Origin of the sequence: Roseomonas haemaphysalidis, assembly GCF_017355405.1 — a bacterium.
In the GTDB taxonomy this organism is placed as follows: Bacteria; Pseudomonadota; Alphaproteobacteria; order Acetobacterales; family Acetobacteraceae; genus Pseudoroseomonas; species Pseudoroseomonas haemaphysalidis.
Genome location: NZ_CP061178.1, coordinates 353,364 through 374,309 on the forward strand (window position 1 = coordinate 353,364; position 20,946 = coordinate 374,309).

Annotated in this window: 20 protein-coding genes; 11 read left to right on the top strand and 9 right to left on the bottom strand. The window is 72.1% G+C overall.

Annotation, left to right across the window (positions count from 1 at the left end):
* Window positions 1–14: 14 nt before the first annotated feature.
* Complete coding sequence (locus IAI59_RS19205) at window positions 15–461, bottom strand: YybH family protein (RefSeq protein WP_207415985.1); 447 nt, start codon at window positions 459–461, stop codon at window positions 15–17.
* An 8-nt stretch (window positions 462–469) separates the two neighbouring features.
* Window positions 470–1,447: a Bug family tripartite tricarboxylate transporter substrate binding protein gene (locus tag IAI59_RS19210; RefSeq protein ID WP_207415986.1), complete on the bottom strand. Its 978-nt coding sequence runs from the start codon at window positions 1,445–1,447 to the stop codon at window positions 470–472.
* A gap of 163 nt (window positions 1,448–1,610) precedes the next feature.
* On the opposite strand from IAI59_RS19210, the gene upp reads away from it, so the two are divergent.
* The 8 genes from upp to IAI59_RS19250 all read left to right on the top strand — a co-directional run bounded on the left by upp (window position 1,611) and on the right by IAI59_RS19250 (window position 12,660).
* Complete coding sequence (gene upp / locus IAI59_RS19215) at window positions 1,611–2,261, top strand: uracil phosphoribosyltransferase (protein ID WP_207415987.1); 651 nt, start codon at window positions 1,611–1,613, stop codon at window positions 2,259–2,261.
* A 65-nt stretch (window positions 2,262–2,326) separates the two neighbouring features.
* Window positions 2,327–2,956, top strand: coding sequence for a sigma-70 family RNA polymerase sigma factor (locus tag IAI59_RS19220; RefSeq protein ID WP_207415988.1), 630 nt, complete (start codon window positions 2,327–2,329; stop codon window positions 2,954–2,956).
* On the top strand, window positions 2,953–3,375 hold the full coding sequence (locus tag IAI59_RS19225; protein WP_207443888.1) for a hypothetical protein: 423 nt from the start codon (window positions 2,953–2,955) through the stop codon (window positions 3,373–3,375). The genes IAI59_RS19220 and IAI59_RS19225 overlap by 4 nt, the downstream gene beginning before the upstream one ends.
* A gap of 2 nt (window positions 3,376–3,377) precedes the next feature.
* Window positions 3,378–3,806 carry a periplasmic heavy metal sensor gene (locus IAI59_RS19230; protein WP_207415990.1) on the top strand — a complete coding sequence of 143 codons (429 nt, stop codon included), beginning with the start codon at window positions 3,378–3,380 and terminating at the stop codon, window positions 3,804–3,806.
* Window positions 3,803–5,167, top strand: coding sequence for an efflux transporter outer membrane subunit (locus IAI59_RS19235; protein ID WP_207415991.1), 1,365 nt, complete (start codon window positions 3,803–3,805; stop codon window positions 5,165–5,167). The genes IAI59_RS19230 and IAI59_RS19235 overlap by 4 nt, the downstream gene beginning before the upstream one ends.
* Window positions 5,164–6,477, top strand: coding sequence for an efflux RND transporter periplasmic adaptor subunit (locus IAI59_RS19240; RefSeq protein WP_207415992.1), 1,314 nt, complete (start codon window positions 5,164–5,166; stop codon window positions 6,475–6,477). Before IAI59_RS19235 ends, IAI59_RS19240 begins: the two co-directional genes overlap by 4 nt.
* The gene (locus IAI59_RS19245; RefSeq protein ID WP_207415993.1) at window positions 6,474–9,569 is read left to right on the top strand and encodes an efflux RND transporter permease subunit; all 3,096 of its coding nucleotides are present in this window, start codon (window positions 6,474–6,476) and stop codon (window positions 9,567–9,569) included. Before IAI59_RS19240 ends, IAI59_RS19245 begins: the two co-directional genes overlap by 4 nt.
* A gap of 4 nt (window positions 9,570–9,573) precedes the next feature.
* Entirely contained in the window at window positions 9,574–12,660 is a 3,087-nt protein-coding gene (locus tag IAI59_RS19250) for an efflux RND transporter permease subunit (RefSeq protein ID WP_207415994.1), read from the top strand.
* A 4-nt stretch (window positions 12,661–12,664) separates the two neighbouring features.
* On the opposite strand, the gene IAI59_RS19255 is transcribed toward IAI59_RS19250, so the two are convergent.
* Genes IAI59_RS19255 through IAI59_RS19265 form a run of 3 tightly spaced genes read right to left on the bottom strand, consistent with a single transcriptional unit; the run spans window position 12,665 to window position 15,089 of the window.
* Complete coding sequence (locus tag IAI59_RS19255) at window positions 12,665–13,249, bottom strand: class I SAM-dependent DNA methyltransferase (RefSeq protein WP_207415995.1); 585 nt, start codon at window positions 13,247–13,249, stop codon at window positions 12,665–12,667.
* Window positions 13,246–13,989 (bottom strand): PIG-L deacetylase family protein, encoded by a 744-nt coding sequence (locus IAI59_RS19260; RefSeq protein WP_207415996.1) that lies wholly within the window; start codon window positions 13,987–13,989, stop codon window positions 13,246–13,248. Before IAI59_RS19260 ends, IAI59_RS19255 begins: the two co-directional genes overlap by 4 nt.
* Entirely contained in the window at window positions 13,986–15,089 is a 1,104-nt protein-coding gene (locus tag IAI59_RS19265; RefSeq protein ID WP_207415997.1) for an acyl-CoA dehydrogenase family protein, read from the bottom strand. Before IAI59_RS19265 ends, IAI59_RS19260 begins: the two co-directional genes overlap by 4 nt.
* Before the next feature lie 121 nt (window positions 15,090–15,210).
* Between IAI59_RS19265 and IAI59_RS19270 the strand changes: the two genes are divergently transcribed.
* On the top strand, window positions 15,211–16,260 hold the full coding sequence (locus IAI59_RS19270; RefSeq protein ID WP_207415998.1) for a YihY/virulence factor BrkB family protein: 1,050 nt from the start codon (window positions 15,211–15,213) through the stop codon (window positions 16,258–16,260).
* 1 nt (window position 16,261) lies between these two features.
* Here the strand turns inward: IAI59_RS19270 and IAI59_RS19275 are convergent, their stop codons facing one another.
* Together IAI59_RS19275 and IAI59_RS19280 are read right to left on the bottom strand one after the other, a co-directional pair.
* Window positions 16,262–17,086, bottom strand: coding sequence for an NADPH-dependent oxidoreductase (locus IAI59_RS19275; protein WP_207415999.1), 825 nt, complete (start codon window positions 17,084–17,086; stop codon window positions 16,262–16,264).
* A 63-nt stretch (window positions 17,087–17,149) separates the two neighbouring features.
* The gene (locus tag IAI59_RS19280) at window positions 17,150–17,623 is read right to left on the bottom strand and encodes a hypothetical protein (RefSeq protein WP_207416000.1); all 474 of its coding nucleotides are present in this window, start codon (window positions 17,621–17,623) and stop codon (window positions 17,150–17,152) included.
* Between the two features lie 157 nt (window positions 17,624–17,780).
* On the opposite strand from IAI59_RS19280, the gene IAI59_RS19285 reads away from it, so the two are divergent.
* The gene (locus IAI59_RS19285) at window positions 17,781–17,975 is read left to right on the top strand and encodes a hypothetical protein (RefSeq protein WP_207416001.1); all 195 of its coding nucleotides are present in this window, start codon (window positions 17,781–17,783) and stop codon (window positions 17,973–17,975) included.
* Here the strand turns inward: IAI59_RS19285 and IAI59_RS19290 are convergent.
* Both IAI59_RS19290 and IAI59_RS19295 read right to left on the bottom strand, forming a co-directional pair.
* A complete protein-coding gene (locus tag IAI59_RS19290; protein ID WP_207416002.1) occupies window positions 17,946–18,947 on the bottom strand; it encodes an LLM class flavin-dependent oxidoreductase in 1,002 nt (333 codons plus the stop codon). The genes IAI59_RS19285 and IAI59_RS19290 overlap by 30 nt on opposite strands.
* Window positions 18,948–18,996: 49 nt before the next feature.
* Window positions 18,997–20,427, bottom strand: coding sequence for an LTA synthase family protein (locus IAI59_RS19295; protein ID WP_207416003.1), 1,431 nt, complete (start codon window positions 20,425–20,427; stop codon window positions 18,997–18,999).
* Between the two features lie 83 nt (window positions 20,428–20,510).
* Here IAI59_RS19295 and IAI59_RS19300 point away from each other — a divergent pair, with 83 nt between their 5' ends.
* Window positions 20,511–20,942 (top strand): DUF4174 domain-containing protein, encoded by a 432-nt coding sequence (locus IAI59_RS19300; RefSeq protein ID WP_207416004.1) that lies wholly within the window; start codon window positions 20,511–20,513, stop codon window positions 20,940–20,942.
* The last annotated feature ends 4 nt before the right edge of the window (window positions 20,943–20,946 follow it).

Genomic DNA, 20,946 nt, shown 5'->3' on the forward strand with positions numbered 1-20,946 from the left:
CTGGCCAGGCCGCGTCAGCTCGCCAACGGCTTGTTGCCGTGCGACACGTCCGGCGTGCTGCGGAACAGCGACATGTGGGTGTGCGTCGCCACCCACGGTGCCCCCACCGCACTGCGCCGGAAGGAGCAGGTGGCACGGCCGGGGCGCGGAAAGGGCGTGCCGTCCGGGTGGTAGCCCGTGGAATCCCAGACCCCCATGCCCACCGCGAACAACCGGTCGGGCGAGACCAGCGCCTGCACCTCGTCCAGCTTCCAGGTGAAGCCGTCGATGGTGGGCCAGACCTTGCGCCACTGGTTGGCCTCGGCGTTGTCGCGGCCGGGCACGAAGTCGCTGAAGGTGCCGAAGGCGATGAAATCCTCGGCGAAGAGATGGCGCGCGGCGGCGAAGTCCACGGCGCGGACGTGCTCGGCCAGCTCGCGGAACCAGTCGCGGACCAGGGCGTGGTCGGTCGGGTCTGTCATGGCAACCTTTATTGCGGTTCGAACTGTGCGATCTGCAACAGCTTGGCGCTGCGGGCAACGTCCTCGGCGATGGCGGCCTCCACCTGCGGGATGGTTTCCCGCACCGGCTCGAAGCCCTGGGCCGCGAGGCGCGACACCATGTCCGGCTGGTGCAGGCCTTCCACGATGACGCTGTTGAGCCGCGCCGCGATCTCCGGCGGCAGGCCGCGCGGGCCCCAGATGCCGTACCAGGAATAGAACTCGAAGCCCGGCAGGCCGGACTCCGCCAGGGTCGGCAGTTCCGCCGCCAGCGGCGTGCGCGTGGGCGTGGCGATGCCCAGCCCCCTGAGCTGCCCGCCGCGCACCATGGGCAGGGTCGCCAGCACGGGGTCGAACATCAGCTGCACGTTGCCGGCCGCCACATCCGTGAGCGCCGGGGCGGAGCCGCGATACGGCACCACCTCGATCTCCGTTCCCGCCGCGCGGTTGAACTCGATGGACGCCAGATGCCCGGCGGCGCCGAGCGAGGAGGTGGCGAAGGACCATCTGCGCGGCTCGGCCTTTACCGCCGCGATCAGCTCGGCCACCGACCTCGGCGCCAGCCGCGGGTCCATCACCAGCACGCAGGGGCCGCGCGCGGTGCGGGCCAGCGGCAGAAAGTCGGCGATGGGGTCGTAGGGCACGCTTTTCATCACGTACCGGGCCATGGGATGGATCGAGGCGGAGCCCATCACGGTGTAGCCGTCGGGCGGGGCCTGCAGCATCGCCTGGCCACCCAGCGTGCCGCTGCCGCCCGAGCGGTTCTCCACCACCACGGTGACGCCCAGCGCTTCCTGCATCTTCAGCGCGGCGAGGCGGGCCATGGCGTCCGTCGCGGCGCCGGGCGTGTAGGGCACGATCATGCGGATCGGCCGGTTGGGCCAGCTGCCCTGCGCGCGCACGGCCGGCGCGGCGAGCAGCCCGGCGGCGGCGAGGCCGGTGTGCTTCAGGAAATCACGGCGGTCCATCGGGTGGCTCCAACGGCGATGAACCCGGAGCGTGCCGCAGCGCGGCAAAACACGCAACACCGAAGGCTAATCATATATTCCACGTTTCATTGCGCGATATGCTGAACACTGGACACTCCCCCCCAGGGTAGCGGAAGAGCAGCCGCAGCATAGGAGAGCGACGATGGCCGACAACACCACCCTCCCCGCCCAGGTCACGGTGATCGGCCATCCGCTGGTGCGTCACAAGCTGACCCTGCTGCGCCAGGTCGGCACGGCGACCAGCGAGTTCCGGCGCCTGGCGCGCGAGATCAGCCTGCTGATGGCCTATGAGCTGACACGCGACCTGCCGATCGAGCTGACCGAGATCGAAACTCCGCTGGAGGTGATGCAGGCGCCGATCCTGGCGGGCAAAAAGCTGTGCATCGTGTCCATCCTGCGCGCCGGCAACGGCATCGCGGACGGCATGCTGGAGCTGCTGCCTTCCGCCCGGGTCGGCCATGTCGGCCTTTTCCGCGACCATGAGACGCTGCGGCCCGTGGAATACTATCGCAAGCTGCCCGAGGACATCGGCGATCGGCTGGTGATCGTGGTGGACCCGATGCTGGCGACCGGCCATTCCGCCGCCGCCGCGCTGGCGCTGCTGAAGCAGGCCGGCGCCACGCAGTTGCGCTTCGCCTGCCTGCTGGCGGCGCCCGAGGGCCTGGAGGTGCTGACCCGGGCCCACCCGGACGTGCCGGTCTTCACCTGCGCGGTCGACCGGCAGCTCGACGAGCGTGGCTACATCCGCCCCGGGCTCGGCGACGCCGGGGACCGGCTGTACGGCACGAAATAAATCGGAGGCCGCCGCGTGGGTTCCGCCATCCCGGTCCGTATCATGGAGGAACAGCAGGGCCGCGCATGTCCGTCTCGCTTCTCCTCCGGGCCCGCAGGGCCGAGCCGCCCATCGCCCCGCGCCTGAACGCCGGCGCCGCGCCGCTGGACCGCGACCTGGACGCGGCGGCGGACGAGCTGCTGCTCGGCTGGGCGGCGGAAGGCGACCGCCGGGCCTTTGACCGGCTGGCGCTGCGCCACCTGCCCCGGCTGTTCCGCGTTGCCTGCCGCATCACCGGCGACAGCGGCGCGGCCGAGGAGGTGGCGCAGGAAGCCATGCTCCGCGCCTGGCAGGCGGCGGCGCGCTTCGACCCTGCCCGCGCAAGCGTCTCGACCTGGCTGCATCGCATCGCCACCAACATCGCGATCGACCGGCGGCGGGCCTGGCGCCCCGCCGTGGCGCCCGACCAGGCCCTGCGCGACCCCGGCCCCGACCCCGAGCAGCGGCTGTCCGACCGCCAGCAGCGCCTGGCCCTGGCGGAAGCGGTGGCCGAGCTGCCGGCGCGCCAGCGGGCGGCACTGGCACTGTTCTACGACAACGAGATGCCGGGGGCCGAGGCCGCCGCCGCACTGTCCGTGTCCACCCGGGCGCTGGAAGGGCTGCTGCGGCGGGCCCGGCGGTTTCTGGCCGCGCGGTTGGGCGGAGAGGGAGGATGAGCATGCGCATGGTCCGCTTCGCCGACCTGTTGGACAGCCACGGCGCCGACTTGGCGCGCTGGCCGGCGGCCGAGGCCCCGGCCGCCCGCGCCCTGCTGGCGGAAAGCCCGGAGGCGCAGCGGCGCCTGCGGGCGGCGGCCCGGCTGGACGCGCGGCTGCGCGCCAGCCGGGCCGGGCCGGACGACGCGGCGCTGGCCCGCATGCGCGCCCATGTGGCGCGGGAAGTGGCACGCTCGCCTTTGCCGGCGCGTCCCGGCTGGCGGCAGTGGCTGCGGCCCCTGTTGCCCATGGGCGGCGGTGCCGTGCTGGCGCTGGCGGCCTGCGGCGTGTGGCTCAGCCTGTCGCCGCCTTCCCCTTTCACCGGCACGGCGGACTTCAGCGCGCCGCGCCAGATCGCGATGATCGAGAGCACCGACTGACCATGCGCATTTCCGCCGGGATGGCCCTGAGGGCGGCGCTTGGCGCTTCCCTCGCCCTCAACCTCGTCTTCGCCGCGCTGCTGTTCTGGCAGGGCCCGGCCCGGCCGCGCGGCGTGCGCGGCCTGGAGGCACGCATGGAACGCGCCTTGGGCGAGGAAGACCGCGTCACCTTCCGCCGCATCATGGAAGCCAACCGCCCGAGCTACGAGGCGGCGCAGCAGAGCATGCGGCAAACGGCCCCCGCCATCGCCGCGGCCCTCGGCGCCGAGCCGTTTTCCGAGGACGCGCTGCGCGCGGCGCTGCAGGCCGGCCGGGAAGGCTGGCGGGCGTTCAGCGAAAGCTATGAGAACAGCCTGACCAAGGCCACCGCCGCCATCTCGCCCGATGGCCGCCGCCGCTTGCTGGCGGACCTGCCGGGGCACGCCGAATGAGCCGCGCCGCCCCCGCCCTGCTGGCCGTGCTGCTGCTGGCCGGCTGCGCCTTCCGCCCCGACCCCGCGCAATCCGGCCTGAGCACCCCCGCCGCCTTTCGCGACGCCGCCGCCCGCGCCCCCGCGCAATGGCCGGACCCGCATTGGTGGCGCGGCTTCAACGCGCCGGAGCTGGACCGGCTGATGGCCGAATCCGCCGCTGGCGCCTTTGATCTCGCCGCCGCCGCCGCGCGGGTGCGGCAGGCGGACGCGCAGGCGCGCATCGCGGGCTCTCCGCTACTGCCCTTTGTCAGCGCCGGGGCGAATGCGTCGCGCCGCCAGGTCGGCGGCTTCCGCCGCAGCACCGCCTATGACGCCACGCTGTCGGCCAGCTACGAGATCGATTTCTGGGGCCGCAACCGCAACACGGCGGACGCCGCCCGGCTGGCGGCAGTGGCCTCGCGCTTCGATGCCGTGACGGTGATGCTGACCACCCAGAGCAGCGTGGCCAACACCTATTTCGACATCGTGGCGACGCGCGAGCAGCTGCGCGTGCAAACAGAGAACCTGGAAGCCGCGCGGCGCATCCTCACCGTGATCCGCGCCCAGGTGGCCGCGGGCATCGCCACGGGGCTGGACCTGGCGCAGCAGGAAACCGTGGTGGCGCAGCAGGAAGCGCAGCTGCCCTCGCTGCGGCAGGGCATCGCGCAAAGCACCAACGCGCTGGCGGTGCTGCTGGGCCGCCCGCCCGAGGAAGTAGAGGTCGCGGCCGGCGGGCTGGACACGCTGCGCGTGCCCTCCACCACCCCCGGCCTGCCGAGCGAGCTGCTGGCCCGCCGCCCGGACGTTTACGCGGCCGAGGCGCAGCTCGCCGCCAGCAACGCCGACATCGCCGCCGCCCGCGCGGCGCTGTTGCCGAGCGTGACGCTGTCGGCCTCCGGCGGCCTCAGCGGCGCCGTGTTCGGCACGCTGCTGCGGCCGGATGCCCAGGTCTGGTCGCTGGCGTCCGGCGTGACGCAGACCATCTTCGACAACGGCGCGTTGCGCGGGCGGGTGGACCTGACGCAGGCGCAGGCCGAGGAGCTGGTGGTGGAATACCGCCGCGCCATCGTGGCCGCCCTGGCGGATGTCGAGGATTCCCTGGTGGCGCTGCGCGAAACCACGGAGCAGGAGCGGCTGCGGGTGGAAGCGGAAGGCCGCGCGTCACGCGCCGCCGGCATCGCGGAATCGCAGCTGCGCGCCGGCACCATCAACCTGATCACCCTGCTGAACACCCAGCAGACCCTTTATACCGCGCGCAACGCGCTGGTGTCGGCGCGGCTGCAGCGGCTGCAAGCCGCCGTCGGCCTGTTCCGGGCGCTGGGCGGCGGGTGGCAACCATGAGCCGAAAGACCACGATGGCCCGAGCGTTCCGCCTTTTCATGCTGCTGCTGTTGCTGGCAGGCCTCCTGGCCGCCGGCTGGTGGTGGTGGAACGCCCGCACCGCCGCGCAGCCGGCGGCCCAGGGCCAGGGCCAAGGGCAGCGGCGCGGGGCGGGCGGTGCCGCCGGCCCGGGTGCGCAGGCCATTCCCGTGACGATGGCCGCCGCCACGCGGCGCGACCTGCCCCTGACGCTGGACACGCTGGGCACGGCGGCGGCGCTGGCCAGCGTCACCGTCCGCTCCCAGGTGTCGGGGCAGTTGATGGAGGTGCTGTTCCAGGAAGGCCAGGAGGTGAAGGCCGGGGACGTGCTGGCGCGCATCGACGACCGCACCTACCGCGCCGCCCTGGCCCAGGCCGAGGCCAAGCGGGCGTTCGACGCCGCGCAGCTGGCCAATGCCCGCACCGACCTTGCCCGCTACCAGTCGCTGCTGGCCGCCAGCGGCGTCACGCGCCAGCAGGTGGACACGCAGCGCTCGCAGGTGGCGATGTACGAGGCGCAGATCCAGCAGGACCAGGCGGCCATCGACACGGCGAAGACCCAGCTGGACTTCACCACCATCCGCAGCCCCATCGCCGGGCGCGTCGGCCTGCGGCAGGTGGATGCGGGCAACCTGGTGGGCACGTCCGACAGCAACGGCATCGTTACCGTCACGCAGCTGCGGCCCATCGGCGTCACCTTCAGCCTGCCACAGCAGGAGCTGCCGAGGCTGCTGCGCGCCATGGCCGCCGGCCCCGTGCCGGTGAGCAGCGTGCCCGCCCTGCCGGGCGAGGCGGTGGAGGGCGGCACCGTGCTGACGGTGGACAACGCGGTTGACCCCACCACCGGCACCGTGAAGGTCAAGGCCGTGTTCGCCAATGACGGCGGGCGGCTGTGGCCGGCGGCCTTTGTGAACCTGCGCATCCGCATGGAGGTGGTGCAGAATGCCGTGGTGGTGCCGCTGGTGGCGGTGCAGCAGGGCCCGCGCGGCGCCTTCGCCTTCGTGGTCAAGCCCGACAACACGGTGGAGATGCGCGACCTGAAGCTCGGCGCCGTGACGCAGGACGAGGCGGTGATCGCCGAAGGGCTGGCGGTGGGCGAGAACGTCGTCACCTCCGGCGCGCTGCGGCTCAACCCCGGCAGCCGCGTGGCGGTGGCCGAGCCCGCGGCCGCGCCCGCCCGCACGGCGCCGGCCGGCGAAAGCGGCCCGCGGCGCGAGCGCACCCGCCCCGGCGCGGCGCCCACCCCGCCCCCCGCATCGGCGCCCGGCGCCACCACGGGTGCCACGCCGTGAACATCGCCGCCCCCTTCATCGCCCGCCCCGTCGCCACCACGCTGCTGGCCATCGCGGTGCTGCTGGCGGGGGTGCTGGGCTATCTGCGGCTGCCGGTCTCGGCCTTGCCCAACGTCGACTTCCCGACCATCGAGATCAGCACGCAGCTGCCCGGCGCGTCGTCCGAAACCTCGGCCTTGCTGGTGACGGCGCCGCTGGAACGGCAGCTCGCGCAGATCTCCGGGCTGGCCAGCATGTCCTCGGTGTCCGGCCCGGGCGTCAGCCGCATCACGCTGCAGTTCGTGCTGGCCAAGAGCATGGACGAGGCGACGCAGGACGTGCAGGCGGCGCTGGACGCGGCGCGCGGCACGCTGCCCAGCACGCTGCCCTACCCGCCGCTGTATTCCAAGGTGAACCCGGCCGACCCGCCGATCGTGACGCTGGCGCTGAGCTCTGACACCTTGCCCATGGCGCGGCTGTCGGACACCGCCGACACGCTGCTGGCGCAGAAGCTGGCGCAGGTCAGCGGCGTCGGCCGCGTGACGGTGCAGGGCAACATGCGCCCCGCCGTGCGGCTGCGCATCGACCCGGCGCGGCTGGCCGCCTATGGCCTGGGGATGGAGGCGGTGCGCACCGCCGTCATCAACGCCAACCTGAATTCCCCCAAGGGCTCGCTGGACGGGCCGCGGCAATCCTCCACCATCCTGGCCAACGACCAGATCACCACGGCGGCCGAGTTCGCCGATGTCGTGATCGCCTTCGCCAACGGCGCGCCCGTGCGGCTGCGCGACGTCGGCACGGCGGTGGAAGCGCTGGAAAACGCCCGCAACGGCGCCTGGCACGATGGGCACGAGGCCATCCTGATCGACGTGCAGCGCCAGCCCGGCGCCAACATCGTCAGCACCGTCGCGCAGATCCAGGCCATCCTGCCGGAGCTGCGCACCGCCATTCCCGCGGGCGCGCGCCTGGCCCTGGTGAGCGACCGCACCGAAACCATCCGCGCCAGCGTGCATGAGGTGCAGTTCACCCTGGTGCTGTCCATCGCGCTGGTGGTGGGCGTCATCTACCTGTTCCTCGGCAGCCTGCGCGCGACCCTGGTGCCGGCGGTGTCGCTGCCGCTGTCCATCATCGGCACCTTCGGCGTGATGGCGGCGATGGGATATTCGCTGGACAACCTGTCCCTGATGGCGCTGACCATCGCCGCCGGCTTCGTGGTGGACGATGCGATCGTGATGATCGAGAACATCGTGCGGCTGATGGAAAAGGGCATGAAGCCGCTGCAAGCGGCCTTTGAGGGCTCCAAGCAGATCGCCTTCACCATCGTGTCGCTGACCGTGTCGCTGATCGCGGTGTTCATTCCGCTGCTGTTCATGGAGGGCGTGGTCGGCCGGCTGTTCCGCGAGTTCGCGGAAACCCTGACCGCCGCCGTGCTGGTGTCCATGGTGGTGTCGCTGACGCTGACGCCGATGATGTGCGCGCTGGTGCTGCGCGCCGGCGCGCACGACAACCCCGGCCTCGCCGCGCGCTGGACCGGCCGGGGCTTCGATTGGCTGCGCGACCGCTACGCCGGCGCGCTGGCCTTCACCATGCGGCACCAGGTGGCGACGCTGCTGGTCGCCGCCGCCAGTGTGGTGCTGACCGGCTGGCTCTACGTGGTCATGCCCAAGGGCTTTCTGCCGCAGCAGGACACCGGCCTGCTGCTGATCACCACCGAGGCGCCGCAGGACACCTCCTTCGCCCGCCTCGCCGAGATGCAGGGGGCGCTGGCGGCGGTGGTGCGGCGGGACCCGGCCGTGGCCTCGGTCGCTTCCGTCGCCGGCTCCGGCACGTTGAACCCGGCGCAGAACACCGGCCGCGTCACCGCGGTGCTGAAGCCGCGCGAGCAGCGCGACGCCGACGCCTTCGCGGTGATCGAGCGGCTGAAGCCGCGCATGGCCGCCGTGCCCGGCATCGCCGCCTATGCCCAGGCGGTGCAGGACATCCAGATCGGCACCCGCACCGCCACAACCGCCTACCAGTACCTGCTGACGGATACCGACGCGGATGAGCTGGGGCAGTGGGCGCCGCAGCTGCTGGACCGGCTGCGCAACCAGCCGGAACTGCGCGACGTCGCTTCCGACCAGCGGGACGGGGGCCTGCGGCTGCAGATCCGCGTGGACCGCGACCGCGCGGCGCGGCTCGGCATCACCATGCAGGCCGTGGTCAACGCGTTGTACGATGCCTATGGCCAGCGGCAGATCTCCACCATCTACGGCCAAAGCAACCAGTACCGCGTGGTGCTGGAAGCCAGTGATGCCATCCGCACCGATGCTTCGGCCGTCGGGCAACTGCGCATCACCGGCAGCACGGCGCAGGTGCCGCTGGCCGAGATCGCCGCCATCACCCGCACCAACGGGCCGCTGCTGGTCACGCGGGAAAACCAGTTCCCCGCCGTCACGCTCAGCTTCAACCTCGCCCCCGGCGCCGCGCTGGGCGACGCGGTGGCCGCCGTGCGCGCGGCGGAACGCGACCTCGCCATGCCCGGCACCATCAACGGGCGCTTCGTGGGCGACGCGGCGGAGTTCGACAGCTCGCTGGCCGGCCAGCCCTGGCTGATCCTGGCGGCGGTGGTGGTGATCTACCTGGTGCTGGGCATGCTCTACGAGAGCTTCATCCACCCCATCACCATCCTGTCCACGCTGCCGTCCGCCGGCATCGGCGCGCTGCTGGCGCTGGAGCTGGCGGGGATGGACCTGTCGGTGGTGGGGCTGATCGGCATCATCCTGCTGATGGGCATCGTCAAGAAGAACGCCATCATGATGATCGACTTCGCGCTGGAAGCGCAGCGCGAGCACGGCATGGCACCGCCCGACGCGATCCGGGAGGCGGCCCTGCTGCGCTTCCGTCCGATCATGATGACCACGGCCGCGGCCCTACTGGGCGCGCTGCCGCTGATGCTCGGCACCGGCACGGGGGCCGAGCTGCGCCAGCCGCTGGGCGTCTCCATCGTCGGCGGGCTGATCCTGAGCCAGATTATCACGCTGTTCACCACGCCCGCCATCTACTTGGCGATGGAGGGCGCCCGCGCCCGCGTCGACCGCTGGCGGCGCCCCGCCGCCGCCCCGGCGGAGTGAGCCGATGTTCTCCATCTCCGCCCCCTTCATCCGCCGGCCCGTCGCCACGCTGCTGATGGCGCTGGGGCTGGCGCTGGCCGGCATCGCCGCGTTCTTCGAGCTGCCGGTCTCGGCCCTGCCGCGCGTGGACCTGCCGACGGTGCTGGTCTCCGTCAGCCAGCCGGGCGCCAACCCGGAAACCCTGGCGGCCACCGTGATCGCGCCGCTCGAACGCCGCATCGGCGAGATCGCCGGCATCACGGAGATGACGTCCTTCGCCAATACCGGCAGCGGCAACATCATCGTGCAGTTCGACATCGCCCGCACCCAGGCCAGCGTGGCGCGGGACGTGCAGGCGGCGGTCAACGCGGCGCGGCAGGACCTGCCGTCCGGTCTGCCCAACCCGCCCAGCGTGCGCAAGTTCAATCCGGCCGATGCGCCGGTGATGATCCTGGCCCTCACCTCCGACCGCCTGCCCACCACCGGGCTTTACGACTTGGCCGACAGCATCGTGGCCCCGCAGCTGTCCCGCGTGCAGGGCATCGCGCAGGTGCAGGTGGGCGGCGCCGACCAGCCGGCGGTGCGCGTGGCGGTGGACCCGGCGGCGGCGGCCGCGGCCGGCATCTCGCTGGAACAGGTGCGGACCGCCATCAACACCGCCAACGTCACCTCGCCGATCGGCATGGTGGAAGGCGCGGGGCAGTCCGCCGCGCTGTCGCTGAACGACAGGCTGAGCGAGGCGGAGCAGTTCGCGACCCTGGTGGTCAAGTCTACCGACACCGGCATCGTCCGCCTGTCCGGCATCGCCCGCGTGACGGACGGCAGCCGCAACCGCCGGCAGGCAGCCTGGTACAACGACACGCCATCCGTGCTGCTGCAGGTCTACAAGCAGCCGGACGCCAACGTCATCGAGGTGGTGGACGGCGTACAGGAGATGCTGCCGGAACTGGAGAACCTGCTGCCCGCGGGCACCCGGCTGCTGATCCAGAACGACCGCTCCCGCACCATCCGCGCCAGCGTGCATGAAGTGGAAAAGACGCTGCTGATCAGCATCGCGCTGGTCATCCTCGTCGTCGCCGCGTTTCTGCGCCGCAAGTCCTCCGTGCTGGCGGCCTGCATCTCCGTGCCACTGTCGCTGCTCGGCACGCTCTGCGTCATGTGGTGGCTGGGCTATTCGCTCAACAACTTCTCGCTGATGGCGCTGACCATCTCCGTCGGCTTCGTGGTGGACGACGCCATCGTCATGATCGAGAACATGGCGCGGCTGCGTGAGCGCGGCATGCCGCCATTGCAGGCGGCGCTGCAGGGCGCGCGGGAGATCGGCTTCACCATCGTCTCCATCACCGTGTCGCTGGTGGCGGTGTTCCTGCCGCTGCTGGCCATGCCGGGCATCATCGGCCGGCTGTTCCGCGAATTCTCCGTCACGCTGGCCACCGCCGTGGTGCTGTCCGCCGTGATCTCGCTCACCGTCACGCCCATGGTCGCGGCCCGCCTGGCCAGCGACGCGCACCGCCCCCCCGGCCGCTTCGGCCGTTTTTTCGAGGCGGTGCTGGGCTGGCTGCAGCGCGGCTACCTCCGGAGCCTCGGCACCGTGCTGCGCTTCCGGCGCCTGATGCTGGTGGGGACGCTGGGGCTGGTCGGGCTGACGGTGTGGCTTTACGTGGTGGTGCCCAAGGGCTTCTTTCCGGAACAGGACACGGGGCTGCTGCGCGGCACCGTGCAGGCGGCTTCCGACACGTCGTTCAACGCCATGCTGGCGCTGCACACCCGCGCCGCCGACATCATCCGCGCCGACCCCGCCATCCTGAACATCAGCGGCTCCATCGGCAGCGGCTTCAACAGCTCCACCAATTCCGGCCAGTTCTTCATCACCCTGAAGCCGTTGGGCGAGCGGCCGCCGATCAACGATGTCATCGCGCGGCTGCGCGGGCCCCTGTCGCGTATCGCGGGCGCGCAGGTGTTCCTGCGGGCGGAGCAGGAGCTGAACATCGGCGGCCGCCCCGGCAACGCCGCCTACAGCTACAGCCTGCTCGGCCCCGACCTCGACGAGTTGCGGACCTGGACGGAGCGCATGGTGGACAAGTTGCGCACCGTGTCCGGCATCAACGACGTGTCCTCGGACCAGGAGCGCACGGGGCTGGTCAACCGGCTGATCATTGATCGCGACGCGGCGGCGCGGCTCGGCGTCGGCATCGACGACATCAGCAACACCTTCAACGATGCCTTCAGCCAGCGGCAGGTGTCCACCATCTACGGCCCGCGCAACCAGTACCGCGTGGTGCTGGAGATCACGCCCGGCCTGCAGCAGGACGCCACGGATTTCGACCATGTGTTCGTGCCCGCCTCGGACGGCACCATGGTGCCGCTCAAGGCGCTGGCCCGCGTGCAGCGCGACGTGGCGCCGCTGCGGGTCACGCATCGCGGCCAGTATCCCGCGACCACCATCTCCTTCAACCTCGACCCCTCCATCGCGCTGGGCGACGTACCGCCGCTGTTGCAGCAGGCGGAACTGGAAGCCGGCATGCCGGATACCATCCGCGGCCAGTACGGCGGCAACGCCGCCGCGGCGCAGGCCTTCGGCAGCTCCATGCCGCTGCTGATCCTGGCCGCGCTGCTGACCATCTACATCGTGCTGGGCGTGCTGTACGAAAGCTTCATCCACCCCATCACCATCCTGTCCACCCTGCCCACCGCCGGCATCGGCGCCCTGGTGGCCCTGCTGGTGACCGGCATGGAACTGTCAGTGATCGCGCTGATCGGCATCATCCTGCTGATGGGCATCGTCAAGAAGAACGCCATCATGATGATCGACTTCGCGCTGGAGCATGAGCGCGAGCATGGCGCGGACGGCATGACCTCCATCCTGGAAGCCTGCCGCGACCGCTTCCGCCCCATCCTGATGACCACGCTGGCCGCCCTGTTCGGCGCCGTGCCATTGGCGATCGCGACCGGCGCGGGGGCGGAGCTGCACCGGCCGCTTGGTGTCACCATCATCGGCGGGCTGCTGCTGTCGCAGTTGCTGACGCTCTACACCACGCCCGTGGTGTATCTGGCGCTCGACGGCTGGCGCCGCCGCCGGCCCGCCGTGAGCGCGGCCGCGCCGGCGGAATAGGCGCTCAGTTCCGGCGCAGCAGGTCCAGGCGGTAGCGCTCCGTCCGCTCCTGCCGCTCCACGCGCATGATGTCGGCGGTGGCCGCGATGAAGCCCTCCACCGCCACGTCGCCCGACAGCGGGTAGTCCGTGGTGCCGATCCAGTGCACCAGCAGCACGTCGCCGCCCGGCGCCACGTCGCGCCGCGCCAGCTCCGCCACGAGGGCCAGGTCCGCCTCGTCCCAGTAATAAACCACCTCGGACAGCAGCAGGAGGTCGTAGCGGCCGCGCGGCCATTGCCGCGGCACCTCCCGCACCTCCACCGACAACCCCGGCATGCTGCCGCAATGCTTGCGCGCCTCGCCCACCGCGCGGGCCGAGGCATCCAGCGCCAGCAGCGTGTCGCAGCGTTCCGCCAGCATTTTGGTCAGCACGCCGATTGAGCAGCCGACTTCCAGCCCGCTGCCGTAGCGGGGCTTCGGCAGGGCCGACAGCGTATGGGCGTATTTGGCCGCCTCGTACTCGCTGGTGCGAAAGGCCCAGGGGTCGGGGTTGGAGGCGTAGAGCGCCTCGAAATAGCTGGCGGGCAACGATCCGGTGGGCTGGTTCATGCGGCTTCCTCCAGCAGGATCTCGAAGGGGCGGTCGAAATGCGCCAGCATGGCTTCCGGCAGCACGAAGCCCTCGGGGTCGTCGTCGATCACCTGCCCGAGCTGCGAACGATGCGCCCGCACGGCGGCGTGCTTGGCGCCGGCCCAGGGGGCGATGTCCAGCCGCAGCCCACGCGGCGGGTCCAGCGGCAGCGCCATGCCGGGCGGCAGGGTATGCGCCCACACCGGCACGCTGAACAACGCCGCGCCCGGCAGCCCCGGCATCGCCGCCCGTGCCATGCGGAAGCTGGCCTGATGGTCGCAATGCGGGTCGTGGCCCCAGGTGGTGACCACCAGGCCGGCATCGATGTCCCGCCCCGCCTGCACGATGGCGGCCACGGCGGCGTCGAACACCGGCCCGCCGCTGGGCACGGCCGCATCGGGCAGGTCCAGGCACAGCAGCACGCCGGGCGGCAGGCCCAGCAGGCCCAAGGCGGTTTCGGCCTCGGCCCGGCGCAGCGCCCGCCGCGCATCGGGGGGAAAGCGACGCGAATTGTTGTGGGAAGCGACGCCGTCGCTCACCATCACCACGCCCACCCGCTTGCCGCGCGCCACGGCTGCGGCGATCAACCCGCCGCAGCCCAGGCTTTCATCATCCGGGTGCGGCACCACGACCAGAAGCCCACCGGGCCGGTCCACCGCCTCGAAGCCCGCCAGCGGCAATGCCTCCGCCGCAGCCAGAAACGCACCGGCGGTGGTCACCACCCCGGCTGGCCCAGCACATGCGCGGCGCCGGATTGCAGCGCGTAGTCCGGTGCCGGCTGGCGCAGATAGGTGCCCAGATCGCGCGACAGGCGCTCGATCGGATGCGGCCGCATCAGCCCGGCCAGGCCGACCGAGCGCTGCACGTCCTCGATCATCCGCGCCGCACCGCGCTCCACGGCGCCGCGCGCCAAGTTCACGTAGGCCACCAGCGCCTCGGCCTCGTCTTCCAGCGGCTCGGCCGCCATGCGCGCGGCGCGGTCCACCCACAGGCGGGCGGTTTCCAGGGCAATGGCGCAATCCGCCACGCGGGCGCGCTGCTGCGCGTCGCCGTCCCGGCCGGCCCCGACCAGATGGGTCCGCAACAGCGACAGCAGCTCCGCCATGCCGCCGGTCTGCACCGCCAGGCAGCGCCAATGACCGGAGGAGAAATACGGCTGCCGCAGGTAGTCCCCCGGCGCGCCCAGGATCTCGCCCTCGCTCAGCTCGATGCCGTCCAGGTCCACGGCGCCGGTCGCGGAAGCCCGCATGCCGGATGCCTGCCAGGACGACAGATCCGCACGCTCGCCCTGCCGCAGGTGGGGCAGCACCATCACGGCACCCTCGGGCGTCGCGGCGGTGACCAGCGGGCGTTCCACCCAGCCGGCGCCTGATGCGAGGATCTTGCGACCGCGGAGGATGCCGCCGGTGCCGCGCCGCTCCAGCCGCAGCGGCGCGGCCCGGTCATCGGTGTTCCAAACGCCGAACAGGCGGCCCGCGCGGATCTCCGGCTCCAGCAATGCCCGCTGCGGCGCGCCGCCCAGGCGGTGCAGCAGCCCCAGGGCATTGACGTGGCCTTCATACACCCGGCCCAGGGGCAGGCTGCCGGCGCCGATGGCGCAGAGCACCCCCGCCAGGGTGGCGGCACCCGCCTCGCCTTGCCGCAGCCAGTCCAGGGGCGCCGCCATCAGGCCGGCGTGGTGCAGGGCCACGATCTCCTGGTCCGGAAAGGCGCCATCGGCGTCCAGCGCGGCGCCCCGGCGACGCGCCGCTTCAGCCACCTGCCGGGCTGCCGGCAGGGGCGGCAGCGCTGTGGGGCGGCCAGGCAAGGTGACGGTCATGGGAGAACCTTTCGTTGCAGCAGCAACACACCGGGCGGTGAAGCGGTTGCGCAGGGATGGAACCCAGGCGCAAGCAGAGCGTTTCCCGGGCACGAGCGATTGCGCAGAAGGACCTTTGGCAATGGGCCAGAAAACCGCCAGCATTGAGCATTCCCTGCGCGAGCGCCTTGACCGCGTCACCGGCGAGCAGACGGCGGATCGAGCGCCCGGCCGACCCGCCGCCGCCGGCGTGCCCACGGACGCGGGCCACAACGCCACGACGCCGACCGAGATCCCCCGCCGGGGCTGGTGGGCCATCGCCAAGCGGACGGTGACGGAAGCCAACCAGGACCGGGTGATGACCGAGGCGGCGGGCATCACCTTCTACGCCCTGCTGTCGCTGTTTCCCGGATTGACGGCGCTGGTGTCGCTGTATGGCCTGTTCGCGGACCGCGCGACCATGCGCGAGCACCTGGGCGACATCGCCGGCTTTCTGCCCCAGGGGGGCATGACCATCATCAACGACCAGCTGGAGCGCCTGTTGGCCAGCCCGCAGCAGGCCTTGGGCATCGGGGCCGTCATCGGCCTGGGGGCCGCGCTGTGGAGTGCCAACCAGGGCACCAAGGCGTTGGTGGACGCGCTGAACATCGTCTACGAGGAAAAGGAAAAGCGCTCCTTCCTGAAGCTGACCGCGCTGTCGCTGTCCATGACCTTTGGCGCGCTGCTGTTCGTGCTGATCGCCATGGGGGCGATCGTCGTGCTGCCGGTGGTGCTGAACTTCCTGTGGCTGGGCGAAAGCACCGAGCTGCTGCTGAAGATCGCCCGCTGGCCGATCCTGCTGGTGGCCATCACGCTGCTGCTGTCGGTCATCTACCGCTACGGGCCCAGCCGGCAGCGCGCGCGCTGGCGCTGGGTCAGCTACGGCGGCGTGTTCGCGGCCGTGATGTGGTCGCTGGTGTCGGCCGGCTTCACCTTCTACGTCGCCCGCTTCGGCAATTACGACGCGACCTACGGCTCGCTGGGCGCGGTGATGGGCTTCATGACCTGGATCTGGCTGTCCTCCATCGTGGTGCTGGTCGGCGCCGAGCTGAACGCCGAGATGGAGCACCAGACGGCGCAGGACAGCACCACCGGCCCCCCGCTGCCCATGGGCACGCGCGGGGCCGCCATGGCGGACAGCGTGGCCAGCTAGCCTAGCGGAGCGGAAAGCCGAGGCGCCGCAGGGCCGGCTTCATGCCGTCCCGCCCGTGCAGCGCCGCGGCGTCCGCCATGCGCGACAGCATCCGCCCGACCCAGCCGGCCGGGCCGATGCCCTGGGACAGCGAGAAAGCCTTCAGCGTCTCGTCATACTGCGCCACGGCGGCTTCCTCCGCCGCCGAATCATAGCGCTCGCGGTGCAGCACCGCCGCCTGCGGCAGGCGCGGCTTCACCGAGGCGGGTGCCGCGGGGTCCGGCCGCCCGACGCACAGCCCGAACAGCGCCACGGCGCCGGGCGGCAGGTTCAGCTCCGCCGCCACCTCCTCCGGCTTGTTGCGCAGGGCGCCTACATAAACGGTGCCGAGGCCCAGCGCTTCCGCCGCAACCACCGCGTTCTGCGACGCCAGCGCGGCATCCACCGAAGCGACGATAAAGGCTTCCAGGTAGTCCAGCCCTTCCATCGGGTTGCCATGGCGTGCGCCAAGGCGGCGCAGGCGGGAGGTGTCGGCCACAAAGGCCAGGAACAGCGGCGCGCGGGCAATGAACGCCTGCCTCCCCGACAGCTCCGCCAGCCGCGCCTTTAACCCCGGCTCTGTCACCGCCACCAAGCTCCAGGCCTGGACGTTCGAGGAGGTGGAGGCCGACTGCGCCGCCGCCGCCAGGATTTCCAGCGTGCCCGCCGGCAGGGCATCGGGCAGAAACGCGCGGACGGAGCGGTGTGCCAGCAGCGCCTCGATCACCGGGTTGGCGGGCAGTGGCAGGGCGGTGTCCGGCGCGGTGCCATAGCGGGCGGCCAGCAGCGACGGGGTTTCGGCATCCATGGGCGGGGCATCCTTGAGCGATCCGGGGCAATCAACCACATCGCGCCGCCGCCGTCTGCCGGGCTAGGCGGCGGCGGCAACCCTGCGGCGGCGCGGCCGGGGCAGCCGCATGCCTTCGTACAGCCCTTCCAAGAGGTCGCCGATCGCATAGCGGGACCGCCATGTCACCCAACGCTGCCGCCGGTGCCATTCGCGGTCCAGCCGCAGGTGGCAGGCGTTGCAGGCCGCGACCAGCAGGCTGGGGTCGCTGTCGCGCGGGTCATGGCGGGCATGGCAGCAGGCCAGCACCACCGGGCGCTTCCAGGCCCGGGCCTCGCCATAGGCCAGCATGTCCGGCGCGCGGGCGGTGCGGCCGCGCCGGTCGCGCCAGGTGCCGTCGCCCGCGGTCCAGCGGCCGTCGCGCAACTGGCGCACGCGGGCGCCGTGCGGCTTGCCGCAGTATTCGCAGCAGCCGCCGGCACGGCCAAAGCGGATGGCGGTGCTGATGGCGGGCCAGTCGGCGGGGTAGAACGGGCGCATGTCCGGGCGGATCGGCATGGCGGCACGCTAGCATGCTGTTTTGCGGGGGTGAATCCCAGAATGCGCCGGATCCGCCGTTATCCCCGCGTCACACAGTTCCGCACAGCCTGTGGATGACTACTTGCGAATCTGTCTCATTCGCATTCAGATGTCTCCGCAACCCGGAGCAGAAGCCATGCAACACCACCGGTCCATCGGCACCGCCACCCTTGTCGCGCTGATGGCGGCGCACCGCACCGCCGCCCTGCACCAGCCCGTGGCCGAGCGCGCGGTCCAGCCGCTCGACCCGCGGCTGATCGACCGCGCCGTCGAGCGGCTGTGGAACCCGGAGCCGCAGCCCTCAGGCGGCGACCGCCAGCTCCTGGCGTAGCCCGCCCACCAGCTCAAAGGAGCGCAGGCGGGCCGCGTGGTCATGGATCTGTGCCGTGACCAGCAGCTCGTCCGCGCCCGTCTCGGCCAGAAAGCCCTCGATCCCCCGGCGCACCGTGGCGGGCGAGCCGACCATGGCACGGGCCAGGGCGCGCGACGCGCCGGCCAGTTCATGCGGCGCGGCATAGTCCTCGATGCGCGCCACGGGCGGCGGCAACAGCCCGGGGGTGCCGCGGCGCAGGTTGACGAACTGCTGCTGCTGCGAGGTGAACAGCCGCCGCGCCTCCTCGTCCGTGTCGGCGGCCACCACGTTGGCCGCCACCATGGCGTAGGGCTCGTCCAGCGTAGCCGAGGGGCGGAAGCCCTCGCGGTACAGGCTCAGCGCCTGCAGGAGCATTTCCGGCGCGAAATGCGAGGCGAAGGCGAAAGGCAGCCCCAGCATGGCCGCGAGCTGCGCGCTGAAGAGGCTGGAACCGAGCAGCCACAGCGGCACGGCCATGCCCGCGCCGGGCACCGCCCGCACCGCCTGGTTCGGCACCGCCGGCTGGAAATAGGCCTGCAGCTCCACGACGTCCTGCGGAAAGCTGTCGCCATCCGAATCGAGGTTGCGGCGCAGCGCGCGCGCGGTGCGTTGGTCCGTGCCCGGCGCCCGGCCAAGGCCCAGGTCGATGCGCCCGGGGAACAGTGCGTTCAGCGTGCCGAACTGCTCCGCGATCATCAACGGCGCGTGGTTGGGCAGCATGATGCCGCCGGAACCGACGCGGATGGTCTTGGTGCCGGCCGCAACGTGGCCGATCACCACGGCGGTGGCCGCGCTGGCGATGCCGGGCATGTTGTGGTGCTCGGCCAGCCAGTAGCGGTTGAAGCCGGCGGCCTCGGCGGTCTGCGCCAGCTCCAGGCTGTTCTGGAAGGCGCGGGAAATGTCGGAGCCCTGCGGCACGGGCGCGAGGTCGAGGACGGAAAACGGAATCATCGAGGGGAACCCCCTGGCAGTGGAGTGCGGCATCTGCCGCGTCACCCGGTTACGTGGGGTCGGCCGGCGCCGGCCGCCAGGGCTGGCCGGTCAGGGCGGCGCCCAGGGCATGAAACAGCTCCTCCGCCCCGATGTCTCGCCGCGCCCCCGCCCCCGCCGCGTCGCTCCGCCACAGCAGCCAGGAGCTGCGGCGGTCGCCAAGGCCCGCGGTGTCCGGCAGGGCCGGCAAATGGTCGCCATAGGCGCACAGCACCAGCGGCCGGCCGAGCGAGGGCGCGGCATCGGCCAGCAGGCCCAGCATGGCGTCGGCATCGCGCAGGTGGCCGAGCCACTGGGCGCGGGGATCGTGCCCCGGCCATGGGCCATGCGCCTGCATGGTGATGGCGAAGGCCAGGGCCGGACCCGGCGCGGCGCGCAGCTCGTCCAGAATGCGCGCGGCCACGGCGGCATCGGCCACATATCCGCCGGCACGGGGCGCCCCGGCGAAGCCGGCGGCCGCTACGAACCGGCCGAAGCCCAGGGCCGGCAGCACCCGGTGCCGGCCGAAGAACCGCCGGTCGAAGGGGTGCAGCGCCACGGTGGCATAACCCGCCGCGGCCAGACCGCCCGGCAGGCTGCGCAGCCCCGCGCGGGCAAAGCGGAAATACGGGTTGAAGCGGTCCAGCCCCAGGGCCCCCTCGCCGATGCCGGTGAGCACGGCGAATTCCGCGCGCATGGTGTTGGCGCCGAAGCCCGGCACCCGCAGCCGCCCCTGCCCGATCGCGGCGGCGGCCAGACGGTCCCAGTTCGGCAGGGGCGGCGCGCCGGGCAGCGTGCCGCGCGGGTCCCAGAAGGATTCCATCTGCACCAGCACCACGTGCGGCGCCGGCGCCGCCGGGCGCAGGGCGGCGGCGGGAAAGGCCGCCCGCCGCGCCGGCCGCTCCGCCCAGGCCACGGCGCGGAACAGCGCCAGCGTGGCCAGGGTGCCGAAGCGCCGGGTATCGGCAAAGGGCTCGCGCGCCAGGGCCGCCCGCAGCCGGGCGGGCGGCACCAGCAGCAGCAGCAGCAACCCCAACCCCAGCACCGCCAGCACCACGCGCGGCGTGCCCCGCAGCGCCACGGGCTCCAGCCCCGCCAGCACAGCCAGCACCGCCGCGCCCAGCGCCGCCCCGCCCAGCACCCAGCCGGTGCCGGCGAAGGGCAGGTACAGGCCGGGGTGGCGCACCACCAGCGGCAGCATGGCGGCGTCGCTGAACACCACCGGCTCCTGCAGCACGGCGCGCTTGGTGGCATCCGCCAGGGCCAGCCCGGCCAGCGGCAAGCCCGCCAGCACGCCGGACAGCCAGGGCAGCCCCGTCAGGCCGAGCAGCAGCAACGGCAGGCCCAGCGGAAACAGCAGATCCAGCCACAAGGCAGCCGTACCCGCCGCCCGCGCCACCCTGCGGCAGGCGAGCCACCCCAGCAGGGGCGGCAACAAGGCGGGCAGCAGCACAAAGGACATCTTGTCCTCCCTACACCGCCCCGCGCATCCTGCCACCGTGCCACAGCGTTGCAGGCACCGAACCAGAGCCAGGATTTTCCGCCATGCGCCTGCGCCCCTTTATCGGCGCCCTCACCTTCTGCGTCTTCGCCGCGTCCGGTGCCCATGCGCTGGAGCAGCATACCTGGCGCGACCGCGTCGTGCTGGTTTTCGCGGCCCGCGACACCGCCACCCTGGCCGAACAGCGCACCCACACCAAGGCGGCCGAGGAAGCCCTGGCCGAACGGGACATGTCCGTGGTCGCCGTGGTCGCCGACAAGGTGGAGCACTGGTTCGGCGAGGAACGCGGCGACAGCGACGCCGCCGCCATCCGCGCCCGCTTCAAGGTGCCCGCCGACCAGGGCTTCCTGGTGCTGCTGGTGGGCAAGGACGGCGAGGTGAAGTGGCGCACCGAAAAGCCGACCGACCTGGAGGACGCCATCGCGCTGGTGGACACCATGCCGATGCGGCAACGCGAAAAGGGCGAAGGGGGCTAACGCC